Genomic DNA, 24,535 nt, shown 5'->3' with positions numbered 1-24,535 from the left:
CGCTGCGTTTTTCGGCACGCGGGCGGTTCAGGCCGGTACCGGCTCGCCGGCCGTCGTGGTGCGCTCGCCATCATGGATCTGGTTGCGGCCGTTGCGCTTGGCGCAGTACATGGCATGGTCGGCCCGGCGCAGCAGCCCGGCCAGGTCATCGCTGCCGGGCCTGAGCACCGCCAGCCCGATGCTGGCCGAGACCGTCAGGCCGGGGATGCCGAGCGTCTGGGTGACCGCCGCCACCTGCTGGCGCACCGTCTCCAGCCGCGCCACGGCGGCGGCATGCCCGGCCCCGGGCAGCAGCACCAGGAATTCTTCCCCGCCCATCCGGATCACGTCGTCGTGGTTGCGCACCGACCCGCGCAGCGCGCGCGCCACCGCGACCAGGACCTGGTCGCCCACGTCGTGGCCGAACTGGTCGTTGATGTCCTTGAACAGATCGATGTCGAGGAAGCCGATCGCCAACGCATGCGGCTGCTGATGCGCCCGCTCCAGGTACTCGGCCAGCAGGCGCAGGCCGGCGCGGCGATTGGGCAGCCCGGTCAGCATGTCGGTGTCCGCCAGCTGGCGCATTTCATCGCGCTGGCGACGCAGGCGCCCGAGCCGCAGGTTGAGCGCATAGGCGGCCATCATCAGGAACCAGGTGGCCGCCAGCTGCAGCGCTTCGATCCGGTAGGCCACCAGCCAGCGCGCATCCAGCACATCGGCCCCGATCATGATCCACCACGGGGCCAGTGCGGCCAGACCCGGCAGTGCGTGCGCATCGCGCCGCCACACGCCCCACAGGCCCGCGCCGAGGCACAGCGTGCAGACCGCCAGGAAGCTCCACTCCAGCACGAACGCCACCGCGCCCAGCCCCTCCAGCCCCCACAGCGGTACGCTCAGCCCGATCGCGACCAGCCCCCACAGCACGAGATGCTGCGCCGGGCGCGAGCGCGGCCAGCGCCGGTCGCCACCGCTGAGCCGCCACAGGATCGGCAGCAGCAGCGCCTCGCTGAACGCCGTGAGCGCGACCAGCCACCAGGAGGCACGCTCCTGCACCGGCAGCCAGGGCTCGGGATAGCCGCTCAGGCCGCCCAGCACCGCCTGCCACAGCACGAACACGGCACAGGCACCGACATAGACAAGGAAAGATTGATCGCGGGTGGTGGCCCAGCCCATCAGCGCCGACAGCGCCAGGGCGATCGCCACGGCGATGCAGGCCGCACGCACCAGCAGGCGGGCGGTGTCGTTCTGCTGGACCGGACTGGGCGCGCCGAGCTGGATGGTCGGCACCCAGCGGGCCTTGAGCGGGCGGGTCCAGGAGACCACGATCGGCTCGTGATCGCCGGCCTCGGGCACGACCACCAACCCGACCCCGGCGCGGAAGCGCGAATCGCGCGTGCGGGCATCGTGCATGCTGCCGCAGATCTCGCGGTCGCCGTGGCTGATGCGCACTTCGCCGGTCAGCACCCCGAACACATCCACGGCCTGCGGCTTGCCCGACCAGCCGGCGGCGGGCGCGGGGATCGAGAGCACTTCCTGGTGGCGCGCCAGCACATCCGGCGTGCAGGCACGCTGCGGCGTCACTTCATCGGTCGCCCCGCCGAGCAACAGGAAATCCTGGCCCACGCGCGGGGCCGCCTGCAGGCTCCATGGCAACAGCCACAGCAGCACCATGATCAGCGCCGCCCACCCGATTGAATACCCGCCCCCGTTGCTCACACCTGCGCCCTGCCCGCCCGTGATCGCCCGCGGACACCTTGTCCGCTGCCGCCGGTGGCGATTATCGCATCATGGCATGCCCCGCCAGGGATCGGACGAGCCCCCTGCCCGGACCGGCCGTATCGCCAACTGCGTCATCCTTTCCAGCGGAATCGGCCGTTCGATCGCATACCCCTGCAGGCCTTCCACGCCCATCTGGGCCAACTGGTCGGCCACCACCGCCGATTCCACCCACTCGGCGACCACCATCATGTGCAGCTCGCGGCCGACCTCGGTGATTGCCCGGACGGCGGCACGGTTGACCGGATCCACGTTCATGTCGCGCACGAATACGCCGTCGATCTTGAGCATGTCCGCCGGCAGCTGGCGCAGATAGCCGAACGAAGAAAGCCCGGAGCCGAAATCATCCAGGGCCATGCGGCAGCCACGCGCTTTCACCGCATCGATGAAGGCGCGCGCCTGGGCCAGGTTGCTGACCGCCGCGGTCTCGGTGATCTCAAAGCAGAGCTTGCGGGCCAGGCCGCGGTTGCGCTCGAGCAGGTCGGTGACGAACGCCAGGAAGCTCGGCTCGGCAATCGACTGCGCCGACACGTTGACGTTGCACAGGCCCAGTTGCTGCACATGGTTCGGGCACACCTGCAGATGCCGGAACAGCAGCGACAGCACGTGCCGGTCCAGCGCCATGGCCATGCCGTAGCGTTCCACCGCGCCCATGAATTCGGCCGGCCCCTGCAAGGCCCCCTCCGGGCTGCGCATGCGTACCAGCACTTCGTAATGCAGGAACTCCGGGTCACCGACCCGCTCGATGCGCTGGGCATACAGCAGCATGCGGTTCTCGGCGATCGCGCTGGAGACATTGGCCAGCCGCTCCGCTTCGTGGCGGCGCTCGTCCAGCGCCATGCGACTCTCGTTGTAGCAGTGCACGCGGTTGCGGCCGGCCTCCTTGGCCGCGTAGCAGGCGCTGTCGGCCGCGCTCATCAACCAGTTCACGTCCGGTGCCTCGGCGGTCACTTCGACTACGCCGATGCTGCAGCTCACCTTGGGCGCGCCGTCCCCATGCTGGAAGCTGACCTGGCCAAGCGTGCGGATCACCCGCTGCAGCACCTGCTTGGCCTCGTCCTGGCTGGCGTTGGCCAGGAACAGGGCGAATTCGTCGCCCCCCAGGCGGCCGACCCAGTCGCCGTCGCGCACCGCCCCCACCAGGTAGTCGGCGAAGCTGCGCAGGAGCTGATCGCCGGCGGCATGGCCGAGCCCATCGTTGACCAGCTTGAAGTAGTCCAGGTCGATATAGCACAACGCGTGGGTACCGCCTTCGGCACGCACCGCCGCCAACGCCTGGTCCAGCAGCCGCTCGATTTCGCGGCGGTTGATCAGGCCGGTCAGCGGATCGTGGCTGGCATGGTGTTCCACCTCGCGCGCCAGCGCATGGTTCTGCGACACGTCCTCGACCAGCGCGAACACCGTCGGCGCCCGCGCCCGGGTGTGCACCACGGTCCCGCTCCAGCGCCCCCACATCAGGCTGCCGTCGGACCGCAGGAAACGCAGCTCGCCCGGGCGCAGCTGGCGTGGCCAGTCGATCCGGCCGTGCTCGTCCAGGATCAGCTCGCCTTCCACCAGCAGGTCGGCCAGCGACAGGCCGAGCAGCGCCTCGCGGCGATGGTCGAGGATGTCGGCCATCGCCTGGTTGGCTTCGACGATGCGGCCGCCCTCGTCGAGTTTGAGCATGCCCACCGTGGCCTGGTAGAAGGCCGCGCGGAAGCGGCTCTCCTGCTCGGTCAGGTCGTTGCGCACGCGCCGCGCCAGCAGCACCGCGATCAGGGTGATCGCCAGCACCGACAATCCGCCCACGACGAAGGTCGTCATCCGCACCATCGCCGCGGTATGCAGCAACGCACTGGAGAACGCACGCGCCTGGTCCTGCATGCCCACGTCCAGCGCCTGCACCCGGCGCACCAGGGCCTGCTCCACCGCCGGGGTCAGGCTGCCGGCGGCATGCCCGGCCTGGACCCGGTCGGTGATGGCGGCCAGCTGCAGCAGATCGTCATCGGTGTCGCGCCACAGGCGGACCGCATCGCGGAAATACGCCTGATCGCGCAGGTAGCGGTAGGAGAGGATCAGGCGGTTGATGTCACCGCGGGCGTTGCCGCCTTCGATGAAGCCCTGGCGTGCCGCGGCAACGTCCGGCTCGGCCTGTTCGAGGGCGAGGCGGGCATGTAGATCGCCCAGCGGCACCCGCAGCGCCTGCCGTGTCGCGGCCAGATCGGCGGGATCGCCGGAGGTGATGTACCGCGACAGCGCATGGGTAGCCTGCTGCTGGCCACGCGACCAATGACTCTGGCCCATGATCCACGCCGTGGAGGCCGCCTGCAGCTCCTGGATCAGCGCGGAGATGCCGACCAGGCCGATCGCCATGCCGGTCAACAATGCAAAGCGCAGGGTCAGGCCCCGCGTTGAATACGGTATCGCGGTGCCGCCACTCTCCCTGCGACCTCCAGACATCGCCGATCCCCCCGGGGCTGCGGATGTGGAAACTCATTCCATTGGAGCATGGTCCAATCCGCAGGCTAGGGCCAGCACTGTTGAGACCGTGCGAAACCGGCACGGCGGGGACGCGGACCCCGGAAACGACGACGCCAGCCCGGAGGCTGGCGTCGAGGCGATCACCCGGGGGCGATCAGAAGTTGCGCGGACCGCGCGGCTTGAAGCCATCGCGACGCGGCGGGCGGTCGTTGCCGCCCGGGCCGCTGCGCGGGCCACCCGGGCCACCCGGACCACGCGGCTTGCCCTGGCCGAACTTCGGCTTGAACGGCGGACGCGCGGACGGGGTCAGGTCTTCACCCGGCTCGACCTTGCGCATCTGAAGCTGCTGGCCCGAGACCCACACCTTCTTCAGGTGGGTCAGCAGGTCCTGCGGCATTTCGGCCGGCAGGTCCAGCACCGAGAAGTCGTCATGGATGTCGATGCGGCCGATGAAACGGCTTTCCAGGCCGGCTTCGTTGGCGATCGCGCCGACGATGTTGCCCGGCTTCACGCCGTGGACGTGGCCGACTTCGATACGGAAGGTTTCCATGCCCGCCTCGGCGGCACCGCGCGGGGCGATGTCACGGCGCGGGGCGCGCTCGAAACCACCCTCGCTGTTGCCGAAGTCGCCTTCCGGACGCGGCGGACGCGGGCCGCGGTCGTCTTCACGGCGCGGGCCACGCTCGAAGCGCGGCTCGAAACGGGCCGGGCGTTCGCCACGGTCGTTGCTGCGCTCGTTGCGCTGGTGCGGGGCACGCTCTTCACGCGCACCACGGACCGGCGGGGTCAGCAGGAACGGCGAATCGCCCTGCAGCAGCTTGGCCAGCGCGGCGGCGATCTCGATCGCCGGCACGTTCTTCTCGCCTTCCAGGCGCTGCAGCAGGTCGCGGTAGAACTCGGTGCCGCCGGCATCGAGCACATCGCTGATGCGGCTCATGAACTTGGTGATGCGGGTGTCGTTGACCGCGTCCACGCTCGGCAGCTGCATTTCTTCGATCGGCTGGCGGGTCGCGCGCTCGATCGCACGCAGCATGCCCTTTTCGCGCGGGGTGGCGAACAGGATCGCGTCACCGGTGCGGCCGGCACGACCGGTACGGCCGATGCGGTGCACGTAGCTTTCGGTGTCGTACGGGATGTCGTAGTTCAGCACGTGGCTGATGCGCTCCACGTCCAGGCCGCGGGCGGCCACGTCGGTGGCGACGAGGATGTCCAGCTTGCCTTCCTTCAGCATGCCGATGGTGCGCTCGCGCTGGGCCTGCTGCATGTCGCCGTTGATGGCGGCCGCGGCCAGGCCACGGGCCTGCAGCTTCTCGGCGAGCTCTTCGGTGGCGGCCTTGGTGCGCGAGAAGATGATCATCGCGTCGAACGGTTCCACTTCCAGGATGCGGGTCAGCGCGTCCAGCTTGTGCATGCCGCTCACCCACCAGTAACGCTGGCGGATGTTGGCCGAGGTCGTCGTCTTGCTGACGATGGTCACTTCGGCCGGGTTCTTCAGGTAGGTCTGCGCGATGCGGCGGATCTGCGACGGCATGGTGGCCGAGAACAGGGCGACCTGGCGGGTCTCCGGCAGCTTCTTCAGCACGGCTTCGACGTCGTCGATGAAGCCCATGCGCAGCATCTCATCGGCTTCGTCGAGCACCAGCGTCTTCAGCTCGGACAGGTCCAGGGTGCCGCGCTCGAGGTGATCGATCACGCGGCCCGGGGTGCCGACGATGACGTGCACGCCACGGCGCAGGGCCGACAGCTGCTGGCCGTAGGGCTGGCCGCCGTAGACCGGCAGCACGCGGAAGCCGGGAATGCCCGACGAATAGGTCTGGAACGCCTCGGCGACCTGGATGGCCAGCTCGCGGGTCGGCGCCAGCACCAGCACCTGCGGCTTGGTCTGGTTGAAATCGAGGTTGGACAGCACCGGCAGCGCGAACGCGGCGGTCTTGCCGGTACCGGTCTGGGCCTGGCCCAGCACGTCGCGACCTTCCAGCATGGCGGGAATGGTGGCGGCCTGGATCGGCGAGGGGGTTTCATAGCCGACGGTGGCGACCGCCTGCATGACGGCGTCGGACAGGCCGAGGTCTGCGAACAGCAGCGGCGTGGTGGTTTCTTGGGACATGGGGAACTCCGAAACACTGCCGTTTACAGGCAGTGAGATAAAAAAGGGGGATGGTCCGCGCTTTGGGCGCCCTTTCTTATCGCGTGCCCTAGCGCTGCTCGGTCGGAGGAGAATTCACTCGCTCAGGGCGCGATGATACCGCATCGTTCCTGAACAACGCGTACAGATTCCCGCATGGATGCGGTCCTGCCCCGCGCTGGCGCACAATACGCGCCCTCTTCCGGCCCGGCCCAGCGGCCGCGCCCCTTCCCTAGGATACCCGTTCCATGCAGACCCTCGAATTTGAACTGGACCGCGACTATGTCGAGCTCAAGCAGCTGCTCAAGCTGGCCGACCTGGTCACCAGCGGGGGTGAAGCCAAGACCGTGATCGGCGACGGCCAGGTCCTGGTCGATGGTGAAGTCGAACTGCGCAAGGCGTGCAAGATCCGCGCGGGCCAGCAGGTGCAGTTCGCCGACACCGTCATCCACGTGATCGCCGACAGCGACGCGCCCTGACCATCTGTGACGACCAACGGTCGTCACCTGCCGGTGAGGTGGGCCGCGATCAGCTGGCGGAACGGGGCCACCCCGTGCGCCAGCCGCAGCCCGGCCCGGCGCAGCAGCCGCGCCGGCAGGCGGTCATCGGTATACAGCGTGGCGATCGCATTGGTCGCCTCGTACAACGGGCGCGAGGCCAGACGATGACCGCGTTCGTAAGCGGCCAGTCCGGACGGTGCGCCGATGTCGCGCCCCTGCCCCGCGGCCTTGCGCAGGATGCCGGCCAGCCGGTGCTGGCTCTGCAGGCCCAGGTTGAATCCATGCGCGGTGACCGGATGCATGCCGACGGCGGCATCGCCGATCAACGCGCAGCGATCGCCGGCGAACGCATGGGCATACACACCCACCAGCGGATAGGCCACCGGTTTGGCGACCGGCCGCATCGCGCCCAGCCGATGCTCGAACAACGTGCTGATGCTGCGGCCGAATCCGCCCTCGTCCTGGGCCATCAGGCCGGCGATCTCGCGCGGCGGCAGGGTGATCACCGCCGAGGCCTGGTCACCGTTGAGGGGCAACAGCGCCATCGTGCGGCCGTAGCCGAACCATTCCCAAGCGGTGTGCTGGTGCGGCACCTCGATCTGCATGCGGCAGACCAGCATGGACTTGCCGAAGTCGCGCATCTGCGCGCCGATGCCGAGCAGGCGACGGGTCGAGGAGAAGCGGCTGTCGGCCGCGACCACGAGCCTGGCGGCCACTTCGCGGCCATCGGCCAGGGTCACGGTGCTGTGCGTCTTGCCGGGTGTCACGGCCGTCACGCTGGCCTGGTCGACGATCTCCAGCCCGGCCTGGCCCTCCACGCTCTGCCACGCCGCGCGGCGGAGCAGATGATTGGGCACCAACCAGCCCAGGTCTTGACCCGTGCGCGGGTCCGCCGCGAAGGTCAACGCGAACGGCGAGCCGCCGTCCATCACCTTGGCATCGCGCAGCGGGGAGATCTCGGCCGGGTCCAGCCGTGCCCACAGGCCCAGCGATTCCAGGATCTGGCGCGAGGCATGGGTCAGCGCGATCTCGCGGCCATCGAACGCGGGCGCGGCCAACGCGGCACGCGGCTGCTGTTCGATCAGGGTGACGCTGAGGCCGGTATCGGCCAGCGTGCGTGCGAAGCACAGCCCGGCCGGGCCGGCGCCCACCACCACCACATCCACTGACTGCATGATCCCCTCCTGCCGTTACGTGTCCGCTGCAGCTTACCGCCGCCGCACCGGCACCGTCCTTGATCTGGATCAGGGGCGCCAGCGGAGGTTCACAGCAGCGCCCACAGCAGCATGACGATCCCGAGCAGGGAAACCAGCCAGACCAGGCTGCGCACGTACGGCACGCCGGCCGCGTACAGCGGCAGATAGATCAGGCGCGCCCAGAAATACAGCTGCACGGCCACGGCGGTCATCCCGTCCTGGCGCTGGGTCAGCACCACCGCCAACACCGCGGCGGCGAAGAACGGGAACGTCTCCATGAAGTTGCTCTGCGCACGCTGCAGCCGCCCGGCCAACGGTCCCGGCGGCGGCATCGGTTGATCGCGCGCCGACGCATTCCAGCCGATCCCGCGCTCGCGGGTGATCAGCGTGGAAGGGGCGAAGACATGCACGATGCCCAGCAGCATCGACCACACCAGCATCTGGATTTCGATACTCATCTGCGCAGGCTCCGGCAATCAGGGGGTGGCGGCGCGCACGCTGTAACCGGCCAGGCGCCAGATGCGGTCTTCATCGAACCGGAAGGAGACCAGCTCGCGGACCGGCTGGGCACTGTTGGCAAAGCGCGTGGGGAAACTGACGTTGATGTAGAGGCCCTCGGGCACGGTCGCGCCGGCGGCGTATTTGACCCGGGTCACCACCGGCTGGCCACGCGAGGCCAACGCACCGAGGCGCTGGCGATCCGCGGTGAGCTGGCTGACGAAGGCCTGCTCGGTCACCGATTTCTTCGCCACGGCGGAGGCACCCTTCCATGCCTCGCCGGCACGATTGGCGTCGATCAGGCGGGCAACCTGCAATGCGGCGGCGGTCATCTCCGCATCCTGCTTCTGCACCTGCGCCTGCTGCGCCGGGCTCAGTGCCGGGCGTGCCGCAGGGGCGGCGGCGGGCGCGGGGCGCGCCGGGGCCGGTGCAGGCGTGGCCGGTGGTGGTGGCGTCTGGGCCAGCGTGGCGAAAGGCAGCAGAGCGGACAACAGCAGCAGCGGAACACGCATCAGGGACACCGTTGGCTGGAAGGAACTGCGCTCCAGTCTACGGGAAGGACGTGAGTCCTCCGTCAGTTGCGCTCGGCCGCGTCCGCCGGTGCCGGGCGGGCATCGCCCAAGGTCTGCTCCACCGCCTCCGGCTGGCCCGGTGCGGTCGTCTCCGGCAACAGCGTGGAGACATCGATCTCCGACAGCGGACTCTCATCCGGGCAGGTCTCATCCGGGAAACCGAAACGCTGCTTCAGCGCCTGCCCGCAGCTGTTGACGGCGTCCAGCTCGCTGCCTTCGCGCTTGCACTCCTGATCGAAGGCGACAAGGAACGCATCCTTTCGGCGGACGAAGGCATCGCCGCATTTGCGCATCTGCTTGATCCGCTCCAGATCGTCCTGCACCGCATTGGTGCCATCCAGACCGAACTGGCGCAGCTCCTCGGCGGTCAGCAGGCGCAGGCTGCGGTTGGGCACGGTCATCATCAGGTCGGCCACGCCCACCGCCACGCCATTGCGCTGCAGGTAATCCTTGACGTTGTCGTAGACCTCGTGGAGCTCGCGGTTGAGCTCGGCGCGCGAGGTCGCCTTCGAGCTGATCCGCATCATGCGATGGATGCCGACCTTGCCCGACACCAGCCGGTTGTCGCCGGCCGCCAGCACGAACACGCAGGCGCTGTGGCAGACCGAGCCTTCGCGCACCCAGATCGTCCAGTTGGATTCGCCGATGCGGTCACCCGCTACGATGGCGGCTTCGACCTGGCCGCCGCTGGAATCCAGATCGAGGATGCGGCGGGAAATACGCTGCGCATCGGCGACCACGGCCAGCCGCGCCACCAGCTCGGAGAAACCGGGGTTGATCTTGCCCACGTAGCGCACGCGCACCAGGCCGCGTTCCGCACAAGGCTGCAGGGCAGCATCGATGCTGGCCCGATCCAGCGCCTCCAGCGGTGCACCATCGCCCGCATCGCCGGCGTAGTCGGTATCGCAGCTGATCCACGCCTTGCCGTTTTCCAGGGCGGCGGCCGGCCAGCTCAGGTCGCCGCGCTTGGGCGCGGGCGGCGGCGGTGGCGGCGCATCGGCGGCGTTGATCGACACCATGTGGTCGCCATCGGCGGTCTGTGCCCGCACGGCCTTGTCGGCGGCGGTGACATTGCCGGGGTTTTCGAGCTGGCTGCAACCGGCCAGGCCCAGGCACAACAACGGCAACCACCACGACTTGAGCAACATGGACAACCCGGAATCCTTGCGAGGGGGAATGCGCGGCAAAACGAGCGCGGATGCACAGTCTAGTGCGCGGCTGGCGTGTCGCGGCAACCTGTCCTGAACCGGGCGGCGCGGGGCTGGCATTGCTGTCCGAAAATGGCGAGCCTGCACCGGCGGGCAGGCATAGACTGGCCCCCATGGAGACCGCCCTGCCCCTGGATCACGCCGCCTGCGAAAGCGCCCGCCTTGCCCGCGATGCGCGCTTTGACGGGGTGTTCTTCACCGCCGTGCGCAGCACCGGCATCTATTGCCGGCCGGTCTGCCCGGCCCCGGCGCCGAAGCCGTCCAACGTGACCTACTACCCGACTGCCGCCGCCGCAGCCGCCGCGGGTTTCCGCCCCTGCCTGCGCTGCCGCCCCGAGCTTGCGCCGGAGGCGCAGGACGCACTGAACAATGAAACCCTGCAGCGCGCGTTGGCGCTGATCCAGGATGGCTACCTGCAGGACCAGCCGGTCGCCGATCTGGCCGCGCACGTCGGCCTGAGCGCCCGACAGCTGCAGCGCCTGTTCGTCGCCCGCCTCGGCGCGGCGCCGGCGCAGATCCACGCCACGCGTCGGCTGCTGCTGGCCAAGCAGCTGCTGACCGAGACCGCACTGCCGGTCACCGATGTGGCGATGGCCTCGGGCTACAACAGCCTGCGCCGATTCAACGCGGCGTTTCTGGAGGGCTGCGGCATGCCCCCCACTGCGATCCGTCGCCAGCGCGGCGCGCTCACCGAAGGCGCATTGACCCTGCGCCTGGGCTATCGCCCGCCGCTGGATTTCCCCGCGATGCTCGGCTTCCTGCGCCGCCGCGCGATTCCCGGCATCGAACAGATCGACACCGCCAGCTATCAGCGCGTGATCGGCCCACCCGAACGTCCCTCGCTGCTGCGCGTCACCGCGGACCCGCGGCGCCCTGAGCTGCTGCTGCAGCTGGGCCAGGTCGACCCGCGCGCGATCCCGGGCATCGTGCGTCGCGTGCGCCGCATCTTCGATCTCGATGCGGACCTGCGCATGGTGCACGCGACACTGGGGCAGGAACCCCTCCTCGCCACGGGTATCGCGCAACGCCCCGGGCTGCGCGTGCCCGGCGGCTGGGACGGGTTTGAAGTCGCCGTGCGCGCGGTGCTCGGCCAACAGGTCAGCGTCGCGGCCGCAGCCACCCTCGCGCGGCGGGTGGTGGATCGCTTCGGCGCCACCCTCGAGGGCATGCCGGAGGGGCTGGACCGTCAGTTCCCCTCCCCCGGGATGCTGGCGCAGGCCCCTTTGGAGACGATCGGCCTGCCGCGTACCCGTGCCGCCACCGTGCGTGCCGTCGCCCAGGCGGTGGTCGATGGCCGGCTCGATTTCCGTGCCGGCCAATCGCTGGCCGGCTTCGTCGACCGCTGCGTGGCGCTGCCCGGGATCGGGCCGTGGACCGCGCATTACATGGCGCTGCGCGCGCTGGCCCTCCCCGATGCCTTCCCGGCCGGCGACCTGGTCCTGCAACAGGTGCTCGGCGGTGATGCGCGCTTGAGCGAACGCGCCACCGAGGCACGTTCGCAACCCTGGCGTCCGTGGCGCGCCTACGCCGTTCTCCACCTGTGGCACCTGGCCACGCCTTCTTCCGGAGTCACCTCATGAGCCTGCTCTACGACACCTTCGACAGCCCGATCGGCGCGCTCACCGTGGCCGGTGACAGCCAGGGCATCCACCACATCCTGTTCGAGAACAATCGTTACGACGCCAAAGGGCGTGAACACTGGCAGCGCGATGCCCATGCACTGCGGGACGCACGCGGACAACTGCTGGAGTACCTGCGCGGCGAGCGCATGCGCTTCGATCTCCCGTTGGCGCCGCACGGCACCCCGTTCCAGCTGCGGGTGTGGAAGGCGCTGGCCGATATTCCGTTCGGCCAGACCTGGAGTTACGTGGCGCTGGCGCGGCATATCGACCACCCCACCGCCAGCCGCGCGGTCGGCGCGGCCAATGGCCGCAATCCGCTGCCGATCGTGCTGCCCTGCCACCGCGTGATCGGCAGCAGCGGTGCGCTGACCGGGTTCGGTGGCGGGCTGGAAACCAAGGCGGCCCTGCTGCGCCTGGAAACGCGGCGCGATTCGCTGTTCGCGTAGGGCAACACGCGTCACCGCGGGCATGTGCCATGGGTTGTCTTCGACGCGTCACCGCCACGCACTATCATGTCGCGATGATTTCCGTCCGCCTTCCGCTGGCGCTTGCCGCCGCTCTTTCGCTGGCCGCCTGCGCCACGACACCGTCTTCCCCACCTGCCGCGGCGACCGCGACGACAGCGCCGAACGTGGCTGCGCAGCAGCAGAAGCTGCTGCTGATCTCCATCGACGGCCTGCGTGCGGACATGCTTGATCGGGGCATCACCCCGAACATCAGCCGGCTGGTCCGCGAGGGCGTGCGCGCGCAATGGATGACGCCGTCCTATCCATCGCTGACCTTCCCCAACCACTACACGATCGTGACCGGCCTGCGCCCGGACCACCACGGCATCATCCACAACAGCATGCACGAGGACGCACTGGGCCAGTTCCAGCTGCACGTGCGTGAGTCGGTAGCCGACGCACGCTGGTGGGGGGGCGAGCCGATCTGGGTGGGCGCGGAAAAGGCCGGCGTGCGCACCGCGGTGTGGTCCTGGCCGGGCAGCGAGGCCGCCATCCAGGGCGTCCGCCCCAGCCAGCTGCACGGCTACGACGAACGTGTGAGCCTGCCGGACCGCGTCGATCAGGTGCTGGGCTGGCTGGATCAGCACGGCCCGCAGTCGCCGCGCCTGGTCACGCTGTACATGGAGCAGGTCGACAAGGCCGGGCACAATCACGGCCCGGAATCGCCCGAGTACACCGACGCCGTGGCAGTCGCCGACAGCGCGGTCGGTCGCCTGCTGGATGGCCTGCAGGCGCGTGGGTTGGCCGATACCACCAATGTGATCCTGGTCTCCGATCACGGCATGGCGGGCGTGCCGGCCGGCCAGGTGGTGGCTACCGAAGACATGATCGATCCCGCCATTGCCCGGGAAATCTCGGTGGGCCAGTCGATCGGCTTCGCGCCGCTGCCCGGCAGACAGGCGCAGGCCGAGCAGATCCTGTTGGGCGCGCACGCCCACTACGACTGCTGGACCCGCCAGACCCTGCCGCCGCGCTGGAAGTACGGCAGCAACCCGCGCATTCCGCCGATCATCTGCCAGATGCATGAAGGCTGGGATGCCCTGACCCGCGATCGCATCGCAAAACGTGGCCCGGGCAATCGCGGCTCGCACGGCTATGACAATGCCCTGCCCTCGATGCGCGCAGTGTTCGTGGCGCGCGGCCCCGCGTTCAACCAGGGGCAGAGCCTGCCCGCGTTCGACAACGTGGATGTGTATCCGCTGCTGACCCGCCTGCTCGGGATTCCGGCGGCGCCCAACGATGGCGACGCCGAGCGACTGCTGCCTGCGCTGCGCTGAGCACGCAGCGGCTTCGTCGCCGGAACGCGGGCACAAAAAAAACGCGGCGCAAGCGCCGCGTTTTTCATGACCCGCCTGGCTGGATCAGCCGGCCTTGGCCACCGCTTTCTTGGCAACGGCCTTCTTGGCCGGCGCCTTCGTCACGGTCTTCTTGGCAACCGGCGCAGCTGCGCCCACGGCCGCCTTGCTCACGACGTGCGAACGCGAATTGCCGTAGCTGGCATTGAAGCGCTTGCCCTTGGCGGTCTTGCGGTCACCCTTACCCATGTCGTAACTCCTTAGTCTGAATGCTGCGAAATCTGATTACCCCGTACTGACACGGGTTCGGCGGGGCCGCCCTCTCAGGCGCCCCCGCGCACGATCGGAAAGCCTACCATGCGCGCTCTCAATGAGCACAGCTGGCGTCATGCACATGGCCGTGGTTCAGGCGCAGATTCACCAGATGGGCCACACCCACCAGCACGCCGCCCAGGGTCATCACCACGGCATGCGGCACGGCCGAATGGTGCAGCGGGCCGTACAGCAGCCCGGCCCACAGCGCGGTCAGGCCGGGAATGAGGAAGCCCAGCGCACGCAGCGCGCCATGCCGACGCCAGCCCCAGACCAGGCTGAACAGGCCCAGCAGGGTCACGAAGCTCACCAGCGCCAGCTCCACCCCATCACTCATCCAGACCGACAGGCCCAGCGAGGGCGCAGCGGCCAGCAGCACCGGGAGCACAGCGCAGTGCACCGCGCACAGCAGCGAACCGGTGGCACCGAAACGATCGATCAGATGGCGGAGGCGAGGGAACAGGGGCATGACTTCCAGCAGGGTCGGCGAAGCGTTATGGAATAATATAACATCAATCCTGACGCGCACCCTGCCTCCCCCTGACTTGCCCTCCCCCGTTCCGCTACGGGATTCGCGCGCCCCACCATTGATATATTGTAACAATTGACCGAAGGCCCTTGCCCTATGCGCTCCAGCTCCCTCCTGCTCACCCCCCACGCCCTGTCCTTGGCCCTTGCCGCGGCGATGCTGCCCTCGCTGGCAAGCGCCGCCGACGCCCCCGGCAGCCATCGCGACGGCCACCTGACCGAGCTGTCCACCGTGAAGGTCACCGCCTCGCCGCTGCAGGGCGATGCCGAATCGCTGGCCCGCCCGGTCGACGTGCTGGCCGGTGAACGCCTGGACGAGCAGAAGGCCGGCACCCTCGGCGACACCGTGGCCAAGCTGCCCGGCGTGCAGAGCACCTTCTTCGGCCCCGGCGTCGGCCGCCCGATCATCCGCGGCCAGGAAGGCCCGCGCGTGGCGGTGCTGTCCAACGGCATGGGCAACATGGATGCCTCGACCGTCAGCGCCGACCATGCCACCAGCATCGAGCCGTTCCTGGCCGACCAGATCGAAGTGCTGAAGGGCCCGGCCACGCTGCTGTTCGGCAGCGGCGCGATCGGCGGCGCGGTCAACGTGGTCGATGGCCGCATCGCGCGCGAACTGCCGGACCGTCCGCTCAGCGGCCGCGCCGAACTGCGTGGCAATTCGGTCAACGACGAGCGCAGCGGCATGTTCCGCCTGGACGGTGTCAGCGGCAACGTGGTGCTGCATGTCGACGGCCTGGTCCGCAACGGCGATGACTTCCGCATTCCCGGCTACGCCGTGATCGATGGCCTGGAAGACCACAGCGGCCACGACCACGAGGAAGGCGACACCGACGAACCGCGCCGCGGCCGCCTGGACAACAGTTCGATCCGCACCCGCGCCGGCGGCGTCGGTGCCACCTGGCTGGGCGACGAGGGCTACTTCGGCGTGTCCGCCAGCACCTACCGCACCAACTACGGCATTCCCAACGGCGCGCACGTGCATGCGGACGACGACCATGATCATGACCACGATCACGACCATGGCGACGAGGAAGAAGGCGACGAGCATGACGTCCGCATCGACATGGTGCAGAACCGTTTCGAAGCCAAGGGCGGCATCTACCAGCCGACCTCGTTCCTGAAGAACATCAATCTGCGTACCGCCTACACCGATTACGAGCACACCGAACTGGAAGCCGGCACGCCGGCCACCCGCTTCACCAACCGCGGCATCGAAGCCCGCCTGGAAGCGGTGCAGGAACAGATCGGCGGCTGGGACGGCGCGTTCGGCCTGCAGTTCGGCAACAGCGACTTCGGCGCCAAGGGCGAAGAAGCCTTCGTGCCGGACACCGGGACGAAGAACATCGGCCTGTTCGTGCTGCAGGAAAAGCAGTTCGGCCCGTTCAAGCTGGAACTCGGCGGCCGCCATGACCAGGTCAAGCTCGACCCGACCGGTGACTACCGCGCCCGCAAATTCGATGCCACGAATCTCTCTGCGGCCGGCATCTGGACGCTCAATGACGCCGTCGACCTGCGCTTCGGCATCGACAGCTCCGAGCGTGCCCCGACCAACGAAGAGCTGTACGCCGCCGGCGCGCACATCGCCACCCGCTCGCTGGAAATCGGCGATGCCAACCTGAAGACCGAACGCGGCCAGCGCGTCGAACTGGGCATCCACACCCATAGCGACCGCGTCGATTTCTCGGCCTCGATCTACCAGACCAGGTTCAAGGACTTCATCTACCTGGCCGACACCGGCGTGGTCGAATCGCTGCCGGTCCGCCTGTGGACCCAGCAGGACGCCACCTTCAAGGGGGCCGAAGCCGAAGCCCTGTTCCATCTCTTCGAAGGCAACGCCGGCGACTGGGACCTGCGCGTGTTCGGCGACTACGTCAAAGCCGAACTGGATGGCAGCGGCAGCCGCAGCGTCGATATCGCCGTCCCGCACGGTGACCACAACCACAACTACACCGTGGACCTGGCTAACACCGGCTACCTGCCGCGCATCGCCCCGGGCCGCGTCGGCGCCGACCTGCGCTGGTCCAGGGACGGCTGGCGCGCCTCGGTCGGTGCCGTGCGCTACAGCAGCCAGAAGGATGTCGCCCAGAATGAGGACCCGAGCAACGGCTACACACTGGTCGATGCCCACCTCGCTTACCGCTGGGACCGTACCGACAGCAACAGCTACGAAGTCTTCCTGGATGGCAACAACCTGACCAACCGCGAGGTCCGTCCACACACCTCCCTGCTGCGCGACTACTCGCCGCTGCCGGGCCGCGGCGTCGCGTTCGGCATCCGCGCTTACTTCTGATCGTTTGATCGGGCGTTGGTTTTACCCGAGGGGGGCCGCAAGGCCCCCTTTTTTGGTGCTTGACTAACTACGTGCATATGCACGTATCATCCAGCCATTCCCCCCGGCGCACGCCCATGGACCCGCTGACCCAGAGCCCCTGCACCTGCTTCCGCCTGCGCCGCGCGGCACGCCGGCTCTCGCAGATCTATGACGCCCATCTTGCCCCCGCCGGGCTCAGCCTCAACGCCTATTCCATCCTGCGCCGCGCCCCCGCGCCGCGGCAGCTCGGCGAGCTCGCCGAAGCGCTCGGCATGGACCGCACCACGCTCACCCGCAACCTCAAGCCGCTGCTCACCGCCGGCTGGCTGGAACAACGCCGCGGCGACGATGCCCGGCAACGGCTGATCGTCATCACCGCTGCCGGCAAAGCGTGCCTGCGCCGCGCGCGCCCTCTGTGGCAACGGGCGCAGGACGAAGTCGAAACCACCTTCGGGCCCACTCCCACCGCTCGACTCAACGCCCTGCTGGATCAACTCGACCACGCCCTGCCTGCCGGAGCCGACGCATGAGCACGTCCACCGCCGCGACCCGCGCGCCTTCCATGCATTGGGGCCTGCTGGTCGCCGCCTCCGCCATCCTCATGGTCACCATGGGCGTCCGCCAGACCTCCGGGCTCTATGTCGACCCCATCCACCGCGGCACCGGCGTCAGCATCGTCGAGATCAGCTTTGCGCTGGCCATCGGCCAATTCGTCTGGGGCGCGGTACAACCGGTGTTCGGGGCCGTCGCCGATCAGCGCGGCGCCCTGCCCGTGCTCATCTTCGGTGCGCTGCTGCTGGCGGCCGGGCTGCTGCTCGCCCCGCTGCTGACCAGCCCACTCGGCATGACCTTCACCCTTGGCCTGCTCATGGCCGCAGGTGCCGGTGCCGGCAGTTTCTCCGTGCTGATCGGCGCCACCGCCCACCGCCTGCCCGCCGAAAAGCGGTCGTTCGCCGCCGGCCTCATCAATGCCGGCGGCTCGCTGGGCCAGTTCGTATTCGCACCGCTGGTGCAATGGATCATCGGCACCGCCGGCTGGGCGCGCGCCATGATCACGATGGCCGTCATCACGCTGCTCTCGGTTCCTTTGGCCTGGCCGCTGCGCCGTCGCACCGGTGACCACGCGCCTGCCGTCGGCGGGACCGATGAAGGTGGCCTGCGCGCACAACTGCGCGTCGCCCTGCGCGATCGCAGCTACTGGTATCTGCATCTGGGCTTCTTCACCTGTGGCCTGCACATCGCCTTCCTGGTCACCCATCTCCCCGGCGAGATCGCGCTGTGTGGCCTCTCGCCCACCGTCGCCTCCTCCTCCATCGCACTGATCGGCCTGTTCAACGTCGCCGGCAGCCTGATTGTCGGCGCCCTCGGCCAGCGCTACCGCATGAAGTACCTGCTGTTCTGGATGTACGCCAGCCGCGCCGTGATGATCGGGGTCTACCTCGTCGCTCCGCCCACGCCGCTCACCTTCTACGTCTTCTCCGCCGCGCTCGGCTTCACCTGGCTGGCGACCGTTCCGCCCACCGCAGGCCTGGTCGGCAAGCTGTTCGGTCCGCGCTACCTCGGCACCCTGTTCGGCCTGACCCTGCTCTCGCACCAGCTCGGCGGCTTTTTCGGCGCATGGCTGGGCGGACTCGCCCTGGCCCACACCGGCAACTACCTGTGGATGTGGTACGCCGACATGGGCCTGGCCGTGCTCGCCGCGTTGATCAATCTGCCCATCCGCGAGGCCCGGATGGGGGGCTGTCACGGCGTGCCCGCCCCGCGCTGAGCTCACCCGCCCTCGACATTGCCCAGCGCGCGCCAACCAGCGCGCGCCAAAACCGACACCTCCCCCTTCCGCGCCGGACAGTTGTGTCCGATGATGCGCGCATGCCTACCCAACGTGCCGACGCGGCCGCCCGCCGCGCCCAGATCCTCGACGCTGCCGATGCCGTGTTCGGCCAGCACGGTGTCACCGCCCCCCTGGATCTGGTGGTCGAACGCGCGCAGGTCGGCCGCGCCACCCTGTATCGCAACTTCCCCGACCGCACCGCGCTGGTCGAGGCCCTGCTCCAGCGCACCGTCAACCGCATCGCCCGGCAGGTACAGACCCTGGGCGACCGCGACGACGCGCTGTTCGAGGTGCTCGAGAGCATGGCCAACCGCATCGTGCAGTCACCGGCCCTGTCGGACTACTGGCGCGCCGTCGATCCCGACCAGATTCCGATCCGGGCCGCGCGCGAGACCATCTACGAACTGCTGCGCGAACCGATCGCGCGCGCGATCGCCGCCGGGCTGTGCCGGCCGGATCTGGAAACGACGGACATTTCACTCATCTCAGGCATGCTGGGAGCCGCGCTGCGTGGCAAGACGCGTGACGAACGCGCCCGGCTGGTCACGCGCGCCCTGCAATTGCTGCGTGGCGGATTGCGGGGGCCTGCCGACGGGGAGGGATGATGTCGCAGTACCTCAAGCCGGTTCCGGACTGGGAGGAGCACGAAAAACCGACCCTGCCGGGCTCGGCCTCGATGCCGTGGCATCCCCCGCACCGCCGCGTGGCCTATGCGCTGGTCGCCCTGCTGGTCGGCATCACCGGTGGCCTGGGCAATGCACTGGTCAGCGCCAACCTGCCGTTCCTGCAGGGCCAGCTCGGGCTCACCCCGGCGCAGGGCAGCTGGCTGGTGGCGGCCTATGCGATGGTCAACGTGACCGCCAACCTGCTTGCCTTCAAGTTCCGCCAGCAGTACGGCATCCGCCTGTTCGCCGAGATCGGGCTGGGCCTGTATGCCGCCCTCGCGGTGCTGCATCTGTTCGTCGGCACGTTCGAGACCACCGTGTTGATGCGCGCGGCCAGCGGCTTCGCCGGCGCGGCCTGTACCACCCTGGGCACCCTGTACATGCTGCAGTCGCTGCCGCGCAGATACACGGGCAACCTGCTGGTGATCGGCGTCGGCATCTCGCAGCTCGCGGTGCCGATCGCCTGGCTGGTCTCGCCCGGGCTGGTCGACACCGGGCAATGGCACAACCTGTATCTGTTCGAAGCCGGCCTCGCCCTGTGCGCGTTCGCCGCCGTGGTCGTGCTCAAGCTGCCGCCCGGCGCGCAGATCAAGGCCTTCGAACCGCTCGACTTCCTGACCTTCGCCCTGCTCGCCCCCGCCGTCGGCCTGCTGGTGGTCGTGCTCGCACAGGGGTATACGCGCTGGTGGCTGGATACCCCGTGGCTGGGCTGGGCGCTGGTCGCCTCGATCGCGCTCTCCACCACCGCCTTCATCATCGAGCACTACCGCCGCAATCCGCTGCTGCAGACGCGGTGGCTGGCCAGCCTGCCGGTGGTCCATTTCATCATCGGCGCGTTCCTGATCCGCTTCCTGACCACCGAGCAGTCCTACGGCGTGGTCGGCCTGATGCGCACGCTGGGCATGGGGCCGGACCAGATGCGGCCGTTGTTCGCGGTGATCCTGGCCGGCGTGATCACCGGCATGGCCGCCAGCTCGCTCACCTTCGGCCCGAAGCGGCTGATCCCGCAGTTGTTGATGGCCATCCTGCTGCTCGGCAGCGCCGCCCTGCTCGACCAGAGCCGCACCAGCCAGGACCGGCCACACGATTTCTTCGCCAGCCAGTTCCTGGCCTCGGTCGGCGCGGGCATGTTCATGGGCCCGCTGATCATGCTCGGCATCACCCAGGCCTTGAAGCAGGGTGTGGACCACATGATCACCTTCCTGGTCACCCTCTCGATCACCCAGACCCTCGGCGGCCTGGCCGGCTCGGCGGTGCTGGGCACCTACCAGCTGCACCGCGAGCAGGTGTACTCCAGCGCACTGGTCAGCCAGCTGGACCCGGCCGACAACGTGGTCGCCCAGCGCCTGAAACAGCAACAGCAGCTCTACGGCCGGCTGATCACCGACCCGGTCCAGCGCAGCGCACAGGGCACCGCACAGCTGGCACAGATCACCCGCCGCGAAGCCAACGTGCGCGCCTTCAATGATGTGTTCGCGCTCAGCGGCCGCGTCGCCTTGATCTTCCTCGGCTGGTTGCTGCTGCTCGCGGTACGCACCGCCGTGCTCAAGCAATGGCGCAAACGCCACGCGCCGACTCCTCCCCTTTCCGCGCCGACGCCTGGCAGCGTCGCGCCCCGATGAGCCCGCCCATGTCGACCCAACCGCCGCACGACGACGCCGCCCCGGAAAACGTCAACCCACCGCCGCCGACCGACGCCGCGCCCGCCCCTGCACCGCCACCGACGGCCGCGCCGTCGGGCGTGCCCAAGTACCTCAAACCCAGCCTGCGTGCCGTGATCATCATGATCGTGGTCGCGTTGATCGGCATCGCACTCATCCTGCGCGCCTGGTCACTGTGGCCGTTCGAAACGGCACGGGTGACCACCGACAATGCCTACGTGCGCGGCCAGATCACCGTGCTCGCGCCGCAGGTCAACGGCTACGTCACCGAGGTCCTGGTCAAGGACTTCCAGCACGTCAAACAGGGCGAGCCGCTGCTGCGCATCGACGACCGCATCTACCGCGAGAAAGTGGTCCAGGCCGAAGCCGACCTGGACAGCGCGAAGGCCGCACTGGCCAACTCCGACCAGTCGCAGGCGCAGAACCGCGCGCAGATCCAGGCCGCCCAGGCCAACCTCTCCGCCGGCCAGGCCGAGCTTTCCCGCTCGCGTACCGAGCTGAAGCGCTACGAAGAACTTGCCGCCCAGCAGCTGGTGGCCCTCAACGACCGCGACAAGTTCCGCACCACCACGCAATCCGCGCAGGCCAGCGTGCAGCAGTCGCAGGCGCAGATCCGCATCGCCGAGGAAACCCTCACCTCCACCCGGGTCGCCCGGAAAGGACTGGAGGCCCGCGTCGAGACGGCCCAGGCCCAGCTGGAACTGGCCAGGATCGACCTCGCCAACACGGTGATCCAGGCCCCACGCGACGGCCAGGTCAGCGAAGCGTCGGTGCGCCTGGGCCAATACGTCACCGCCGGCTCGCAGCTGCTGTTCCTGGTGCCGGACACCTTGTGGGTGGTCGCCAACTTCAAGGAAGGCCAGACCTGGAAGATGCGCATCGGACAGCCGGCCACCTTCACCGTGGATGCCTTCGATGGCCAGAAACTGCACGGCCACATCGAACAGATCGCACCGGCCACCGGCTCGGAGTTCAGTGTGCTGCGCCCGGACAACGCCAGCGGCAACTTCACCAAGGTCGTCCAGCGCCTGCCGATCCGCATTTCCATCGACCCCGATCAGCCACTGGCACCGCGCCTGCGTCCGGGCATGTCGGTGATCGTCAAGGTGGATACCGGCGTGGAAGGGCGTGAGCCGGTCGAGGGGACGCCGTGATACGGCTGCGATGACGCCGACTGGCGTGGCAATGATCCCGCGCATCCCGGGGCGAAAGATGGCCGTCAAAAGCATCGAGCGCGGCCTCGATCCAGCGTACGCGACGCCCAACGCAACGCAGAAACGGCAGATCAGCGGGCACGGAACAGCGCCACGTAGCGGGAGACGGGGCGACGAGCATGGAGTCATCCGGTGGCCATGAAAATGGAATGGCTGCTCTCGTGCAGAAACGAAAAAGCCGCGCAGGTGCGCGGCTTTCAACATCAACAGCGTACCGACCAACGGTCGGTACCTACCGGTGCAACGTACCGACCAACGGTCGGTACCTACCCCGCAACGGTCGGTACCTACCCCGCACAGCGCGCGCACAGGCCATGCACTTCCAGCGTCTGCGCCTGCGGCTGGAACCCCAGCTCCTTCGCCCGCTTTTCCAGCTGGCTGACAATCTCCTTGTCCTCCAGCTCCACCGCACTGTGGCAGCTGTTGCAGATCAGGAATGGCACCGAATGCTGCGCACTGCTCGGGTGGTGGCACGCCACGAACGCGTTCACCGATTCCAGCTTGTGCACGAAGCCATTGGCCATCAGGAAATCCAGCGCGCGGTACACCGTCGGCGGCGCGTCGGCACCGACGCCCTTGCCATTGCGCACCCACTCCAGCAACTCATACGCCTTGACCGGTTTCCCGGCCTCGGCGATCAGGCGCAGCACGTTCGCGCGGATCGGCGTCAGCCGCAGCCCGCGCTCCGAGCACACGCGTTCGACCACCTTCACGAAGTCGGAGGCATCGTGAACATGATGGTGCGGAGCGGTACAAGCGGTCTTTGCGGACATGCGCGGTCTCCTGTGGTCAGGCCGTCGGTACTTTAGTGAGTGCGACGTCGATGCGTTTCAAGGCCTCTTCACGCCCGGCCAGGAACACCGTCTGCGAAATGTCGGGGCTGACCTGGGTGCCGGTGATGGCCACGCGCAGCGGCTGGGCGACCTTGCCCATGCCGATCTCCAGCGCCGTTGCGACATCGTGCAGGGCGGCCGACACACTCTCCACCGTCCACTCCCCCGCCGCACCCAACAGCTCGCGGGCCTTGCCCAGCGCCAGTTCCGCGCCCGGCTTGAAGTGCTTGGCCACGGCGGCCTCGTCGTACTCGGTCAACGGCTGGTACCAGACCACCGCCTTCTCGGCCATTTCCTTCAGCGTCTGCACACGGTCGCGCAGCGCCACCACCACGTCCGCCGGCGCCGGACCGGCGTTCAGATCCAGGCCCAGCTTGTTCAGCTGGTAGACCAGGTGCGGCGCGATGTCGGCCGGCTGCTCGGTCTTCAGGAAGTGCTGGTTGACCCAGCCCAGCTTGGCCATGTCCAGGCGCGCGGCCTTGGAATTGCAGTGGGTCACATCGAACAGATCGATCAGCTCCTGGCGGCTGAACAGCTCCTGGTCACCATGCGACCAGCCCAGGCGGGCCAGATAGCTCAGCAGCGCATCGGGCAGGTAACCGGCGTCCTTGTACTGCATCACGTCGGCCGCACCGGTGCGCTTGGACAGCTTGGCGCCCTGCTCGTCCAGGATCATCGGCATATGGCCGAACTTCGGCACCGGCGCACCGATGCCTTCATACAGATTGATCTGGCGCGGGGTGTTGTTGATGTGGTCGTCGCCGCGGATGACCTCGCTGATGCGCATGTCCCAATCGTCCACCACCACCGCGAAGTTGTAGGTGGGGAAGCCGTCCGGACGGAAGATCACCATGTCGTCCAGCTCGCTGTTGGCGATCTCGATGCGGCCCTTGATCAGGTCGTCGAACACCACGGTGCCCTCGAGCGGATTCTTGAAGCGGATCACGCGGTTCGGGTCGTCCTTGTACGGCAGGGCCAGATCGCGCGCGGCGCCGTTGTAACGCGGCTTTTCCTGCTTGGCCATGGCGGCCTCACGCATCGCGTCCAACTCTTCCCTGGTCTCGTAGGCGTAGTAGGCCTTGCCATCGGCGACCAGCTGCTCGGCCACTTCCAGGTACCGGGCCACGCGCTGGGTCTGGTAGATCGGGCCTTCGTCATAGCCCAGGCCCAGCCACTCCATCGCCTCCAGGATCGCGTCGATCGCGCCCTGGGTGCTGCGCTCGCGGTCGGTATCTTCGATGCGCAGCACGAACTCGCCGCCGCGGTGACGGGCCTCCAGCCAGCAATACAGCGCCGTGCGGGCGCCACCGATGTGCAGGTAGCCGGTGGGACTGGGGGCAAAACGGGTGCGGCAGGTCATGGAGGGCTCAGGGCGGGAAACGGAATCCCGGCAATTTTACCCCGCCCCGGCCGCAAACCGGGCACTCGTTGCCCGGCATG

The 24,535-nt window shown here is 68.5% G+C and carries 21 protein-coding genes; 10 read left to right on the top strand and 11 right to left on the bottom strand.

Annotated elements, in window-relative coordinates; genetic code table 11:
* Positions 1 to 27: 27 nt before the first annotated feature.
* The 3 genes from AB9O74_RS04795 to AB9O74_RS04785 all read right to left on the bottom strand — a co-directional run bounded on the left by AB9O74_RS04795 (position 28) and on the right by AB9O74_RS04785 (position 6,322).
* Entirely contained in the window at positions 28 to 1,650 is a 1,623-nt protein-coding gene (locus tag AB9O74_RS04795; protein ID WP_369348629.1) for a diguanylate cyclase, read from the bottom strand.
* Between the two features lie 114 nt (positions 1,651 to 1,764).
* Complete coding sequence (locus AB9O74_RS04790) at positions 1,765 to 4,194, bottom strand: putative bifunctional diguanylate cyclase/phosphodiesterase (protein WP_369348628.1); 2,430 nt, start codon at positions 4,192 to 4,194, stop codon at positions 1,765 to 1,767.
* 175 nt (positions 4,195 to 4,369) lie between these two features.
* Entirely contained in the window at positions 4,370 to 6,322 is a 1,953-nt protein-coding gene (locus tag AB9O74_RS04785; protein WP_346479470.1) for a DEAD/DEAH box helicase, read from the bottom strand.
* 266 nt (positions 6,323 to 6,588) lie between these two features.
* Between AB9O74_RS04785 and AB9O74_RS04780 the strand changes: the two genes are divergently transcribed.
* Entirely contained in the window at positions 6,589 to 6,819 is a 231-nt protein-coding gene (locus tag AB9O74_RS04780) for an RNA-binding S4 domain-containing protein (protein ID WP_019184435.1), read from the top strand.
* A gap of 23 nt (positions 6,820 to 6,842) precedes the next feature.
* Here AB9O74_RS04780 and ubiM read toward each other — a convergent pair whose 3' ends face one another.
* The 4 genes from ubiM to AB9O74_RS04760 all read right to left on the bottom strand — a co-directional run bounded on the left by ubiM (position 6,843) and on the right by AB9O74_RS04760 (position 10,251).
* Positions 6,843 to 8,015: a 5-demethoxyubiquinol-8 5-hydroxylase UbiM gene (gene ubiM / locus AB9O74_RS04775; RefSeq protein ID WP_369348627.1), complete on the bottom strand. Its 1,173-nt coding sequence runs from the start codon at positions 8,013 to 8,015 to the stop codon at positions 6,843 to 6,845.
* Between the two features lie 89 nt (positions 8,016 to 8,104).
* The gene (locus AB9O74_RS04770) at positions 8,105 to 8,494 is read right to left on the bottom strand and encodes an MAPEG family protein (RefSeq protein ID WP_346489990.1); all 390 of its coding nucleotides are present in this window, start codon (positions 8,492 to 8,494) and stop codon (positions 8,105 to 8,107) included.
* Positions 8,495 to 8,512: 18 nt separating this feature from the next.
* Entirely contained in the window at positions 8,513 to 9,046 is a 534-nt protein-coding gene (locus AB9O74_RS04765; protein ID WP_346489989.1) for a DUF4019 domain-containing protein, read from the bottom strand.
* A 62-nt stretch (positions 9,047 to 9,108) separates the two neighbouring features.
* Entirely contained in the window at positions 9,109 to 10,251 is a 1,143-nt protein-coding gene (locus tag AB9O74_RS04760) for a hypothetical protein (RefSeq protein ID WP_354274087.1), read from the bottom strand.
* 176 nt (positions 10,252 to 10,427) lie between these two features.
* On the opposite strand from AB9O74_RS04760, the gene AB9O74_RS04755 reads away from it, so the two are divergent.
* From AB9O74_RS04755 to AB9O74_RS04745, 3 genes are all read left to right on the top strand, one after another.
* The gene (locus AB9O74_RS04755; protein ID WP_369348626.1) at positions 10,428 to 11,894 is read left to right on the top strand and encodes an AlkA N-terminal domain-containing protein; all 1,467 of its coding nucleotides are present in this window, start codon (positions 10,428 to 10,430) and stop codon (positions 11,892 to 11,894) included.
* Positions 11,891 to 12,382, top strand: coding sequence for a methylated-DNA--[protein]-cysteine S-methyltransferase (locus AB9O74_RS04750; protein WP_369348625.1), 492 nt, complete (start codon positions 11,891 to 11,893; stop codon positions 12,380 to 12,382). The genes AB9O74_RS04755 and AB9O74_RS04750 overlap by 4 nt, the downstream gene beginning before the upstream one ends.
* A gap of 74 nt (positions 12,383 to 12,456) precedes the next feature.
* The gene (locus tag AB9O74_RS04745) at positions 12,457 to 13,719 is read left to right on the top strand and encodes an ectonucleotide pyrophosphatase/phosphodiesterase (protein ID WP_369348624.1); all 1,263 of its coding nucleotides are present in this window, start codon (positions 12,457 to 12,459) and stop codon (positions 13,717 to 13,719) included.
* Between the two features lie 84 nt (positions 13,720 to 13,803).
* Here AB9O74_RS04745 and AB9O74_RS04740 read toward each other — a convergent pair whose 3' ends face one another.
* On the bottom strand, positions 13,804 to 13,986 hold the full coding sequence (locus AB9O74_RS04740; RefSeq protein ID WP_019184443.1) for a 30S ribosomal protein THX: 183 nt from the start codon (positions 13,984 to 13,986) through the stop codon (positions 13,804 to 13,806).
* Between the two features lie 118 nt (positions 13,987 to 14,104).
* Positions 14,105 to 14,518, bottom strand: coding sequence for a MerC domain-containing protein (locus AB9O74_RS04735; protein WP_176990000.1), 414 nt, complete (start codon positions 14,516 to 14,518; stop codon positions 14,105 to 14,107).
* A gap of 156 nt (positions 14,519 to 14,674) precedes the next feature.
* Here AB9O74_RS04735 and AB9O74_RS04730 point away from each other — a divergent pair, with 156 nt between their 5' ends.
* The 6 genes from AB9O74_RS04730 (at position 14,675) to AB9O74_RS04705 (ending at position 22,202) form a co-directional block, all read left to right on the top strand.
* Positions 14,675 to 16,870: a TonB-dependent receptor gene (locus AB9O74_RS04730; RefSeq protein WP_346489985.1), complete on the top strand. Its 2,196-nt coding sequence runs from the start codon at positions 14,675 to 14,677 to the stop codon at positions 16,868 to 16,870.
* Between the two features lie 116 nt (positions 16,871 to 16,986).
* Positions 16,987 to 17,421: a MarR family winged helix-turn-helix transcriptional regulator gene (locus AB9O74_RS04725; RefSeq protein WP_369348623.1), complete on the top strand. Its 435-nt coding sequence runs from the start codon at positions 16,987 to 16,989 to the stop codon at positions 17,419 to 17,421.
* Positions 17,418 to 18,659: an MFS transporter gene (locus AB9O74_RS04720; protein ID WP_369348622.1), complete on the top strand. Its 1,242-nt coding sequence runs from the start codon at positions 17,418 to 17,420 to the stop codon at positions 18,657 to 18,659. Before AB9O74_RS04725 ends, AB9O74_RS04720 begins: the two co-directional genes overlap by 4 nt.
* A 101-nt stretch (positions 18,660 to 18,760) precedes the next feature.
* Positions 18,761 to 19,327, top strand: a complete 567-nt coding sequence (locus AB9O74_RS04715) for a TetR/AcrR family transcriptional regulator (protein WP_179459416.1) — start codon at positions 18,761 to 18,763, stop codon at positions 19,325 to 19,327.
* Positions 19,324 to 21,009, top strand: a complete 1,686-nt coding sequence (locus tag AB9O74_RS04710; protein WP_346479479.1) for an MFS transporter — start codon at positions 19,324 to 19,326, stop codon at positions 21,007 to 21,009. Before AB9O74_RS04715 ends, AB9O74_RS04710 begins: the two co-directional genes overlap by 4 nt.
* An 8-nt stretch (positions 21,010 to 21,017) precedes the next feature.
* Positions 21,018 to 22,202, top strand: coding sequence for an HlyD family secretion protein (locus AB9O74_RS04705; RefSeq protein ID WP_369348621.1), 1,185 nt, complete (start codon positions 21,018 to 21,020; stop codon positions 22,200 to 22,202).
* A gap of 347 nt (positions 22,203 to 22,549) precedes the next feature.
* On the opposite strand, the gene AB9O74_RS04700 is transcribed toward AB9O74_RS04705, so the two are convergent.
* On the bottom strand, positions 22,550 to 23,035 hold the full coding sequence (locus AB9O74_RS04700) for a Fur family transcriptional regulator (RefSeq protein WP_019184450.1): 486 nt from the start codon (positions 23,033 to 23,035) through the stop codon (positions 22,550 to 22,552).
* A 16-nt stretch (positions 23,036 to 23,051) separates the two neighbouring features.
* Entirely contained in the window at positions 23,052 to 24,455 is a 1,404-nt protein-coding gene (gene gltX, locus AB9O74_RS04695) for a glutamate--tRNA ligase (RefSeq protein WP_369348620.1), read from the bottom strand.
* Positions 24,456 to 24,535: the final 80 nt, after the last annotated feature.

It is taken from the genome of Stenotrophomonas sp. JAG2 (assembly GCF_041080745.1).
GTDB classification, from domain to species: Bacteria; Pseudomonadota; Gammaproteobacteria; order Xanthomonadales; family Xanthomonadaceae; genus Stenotrophomonas; species Stenotrophomonas maltophilia_AA.
Note: the sequence above shows the minus strand (reverse complement) of the source record. Positions and strands in the feature narration are given on the sequence as shown.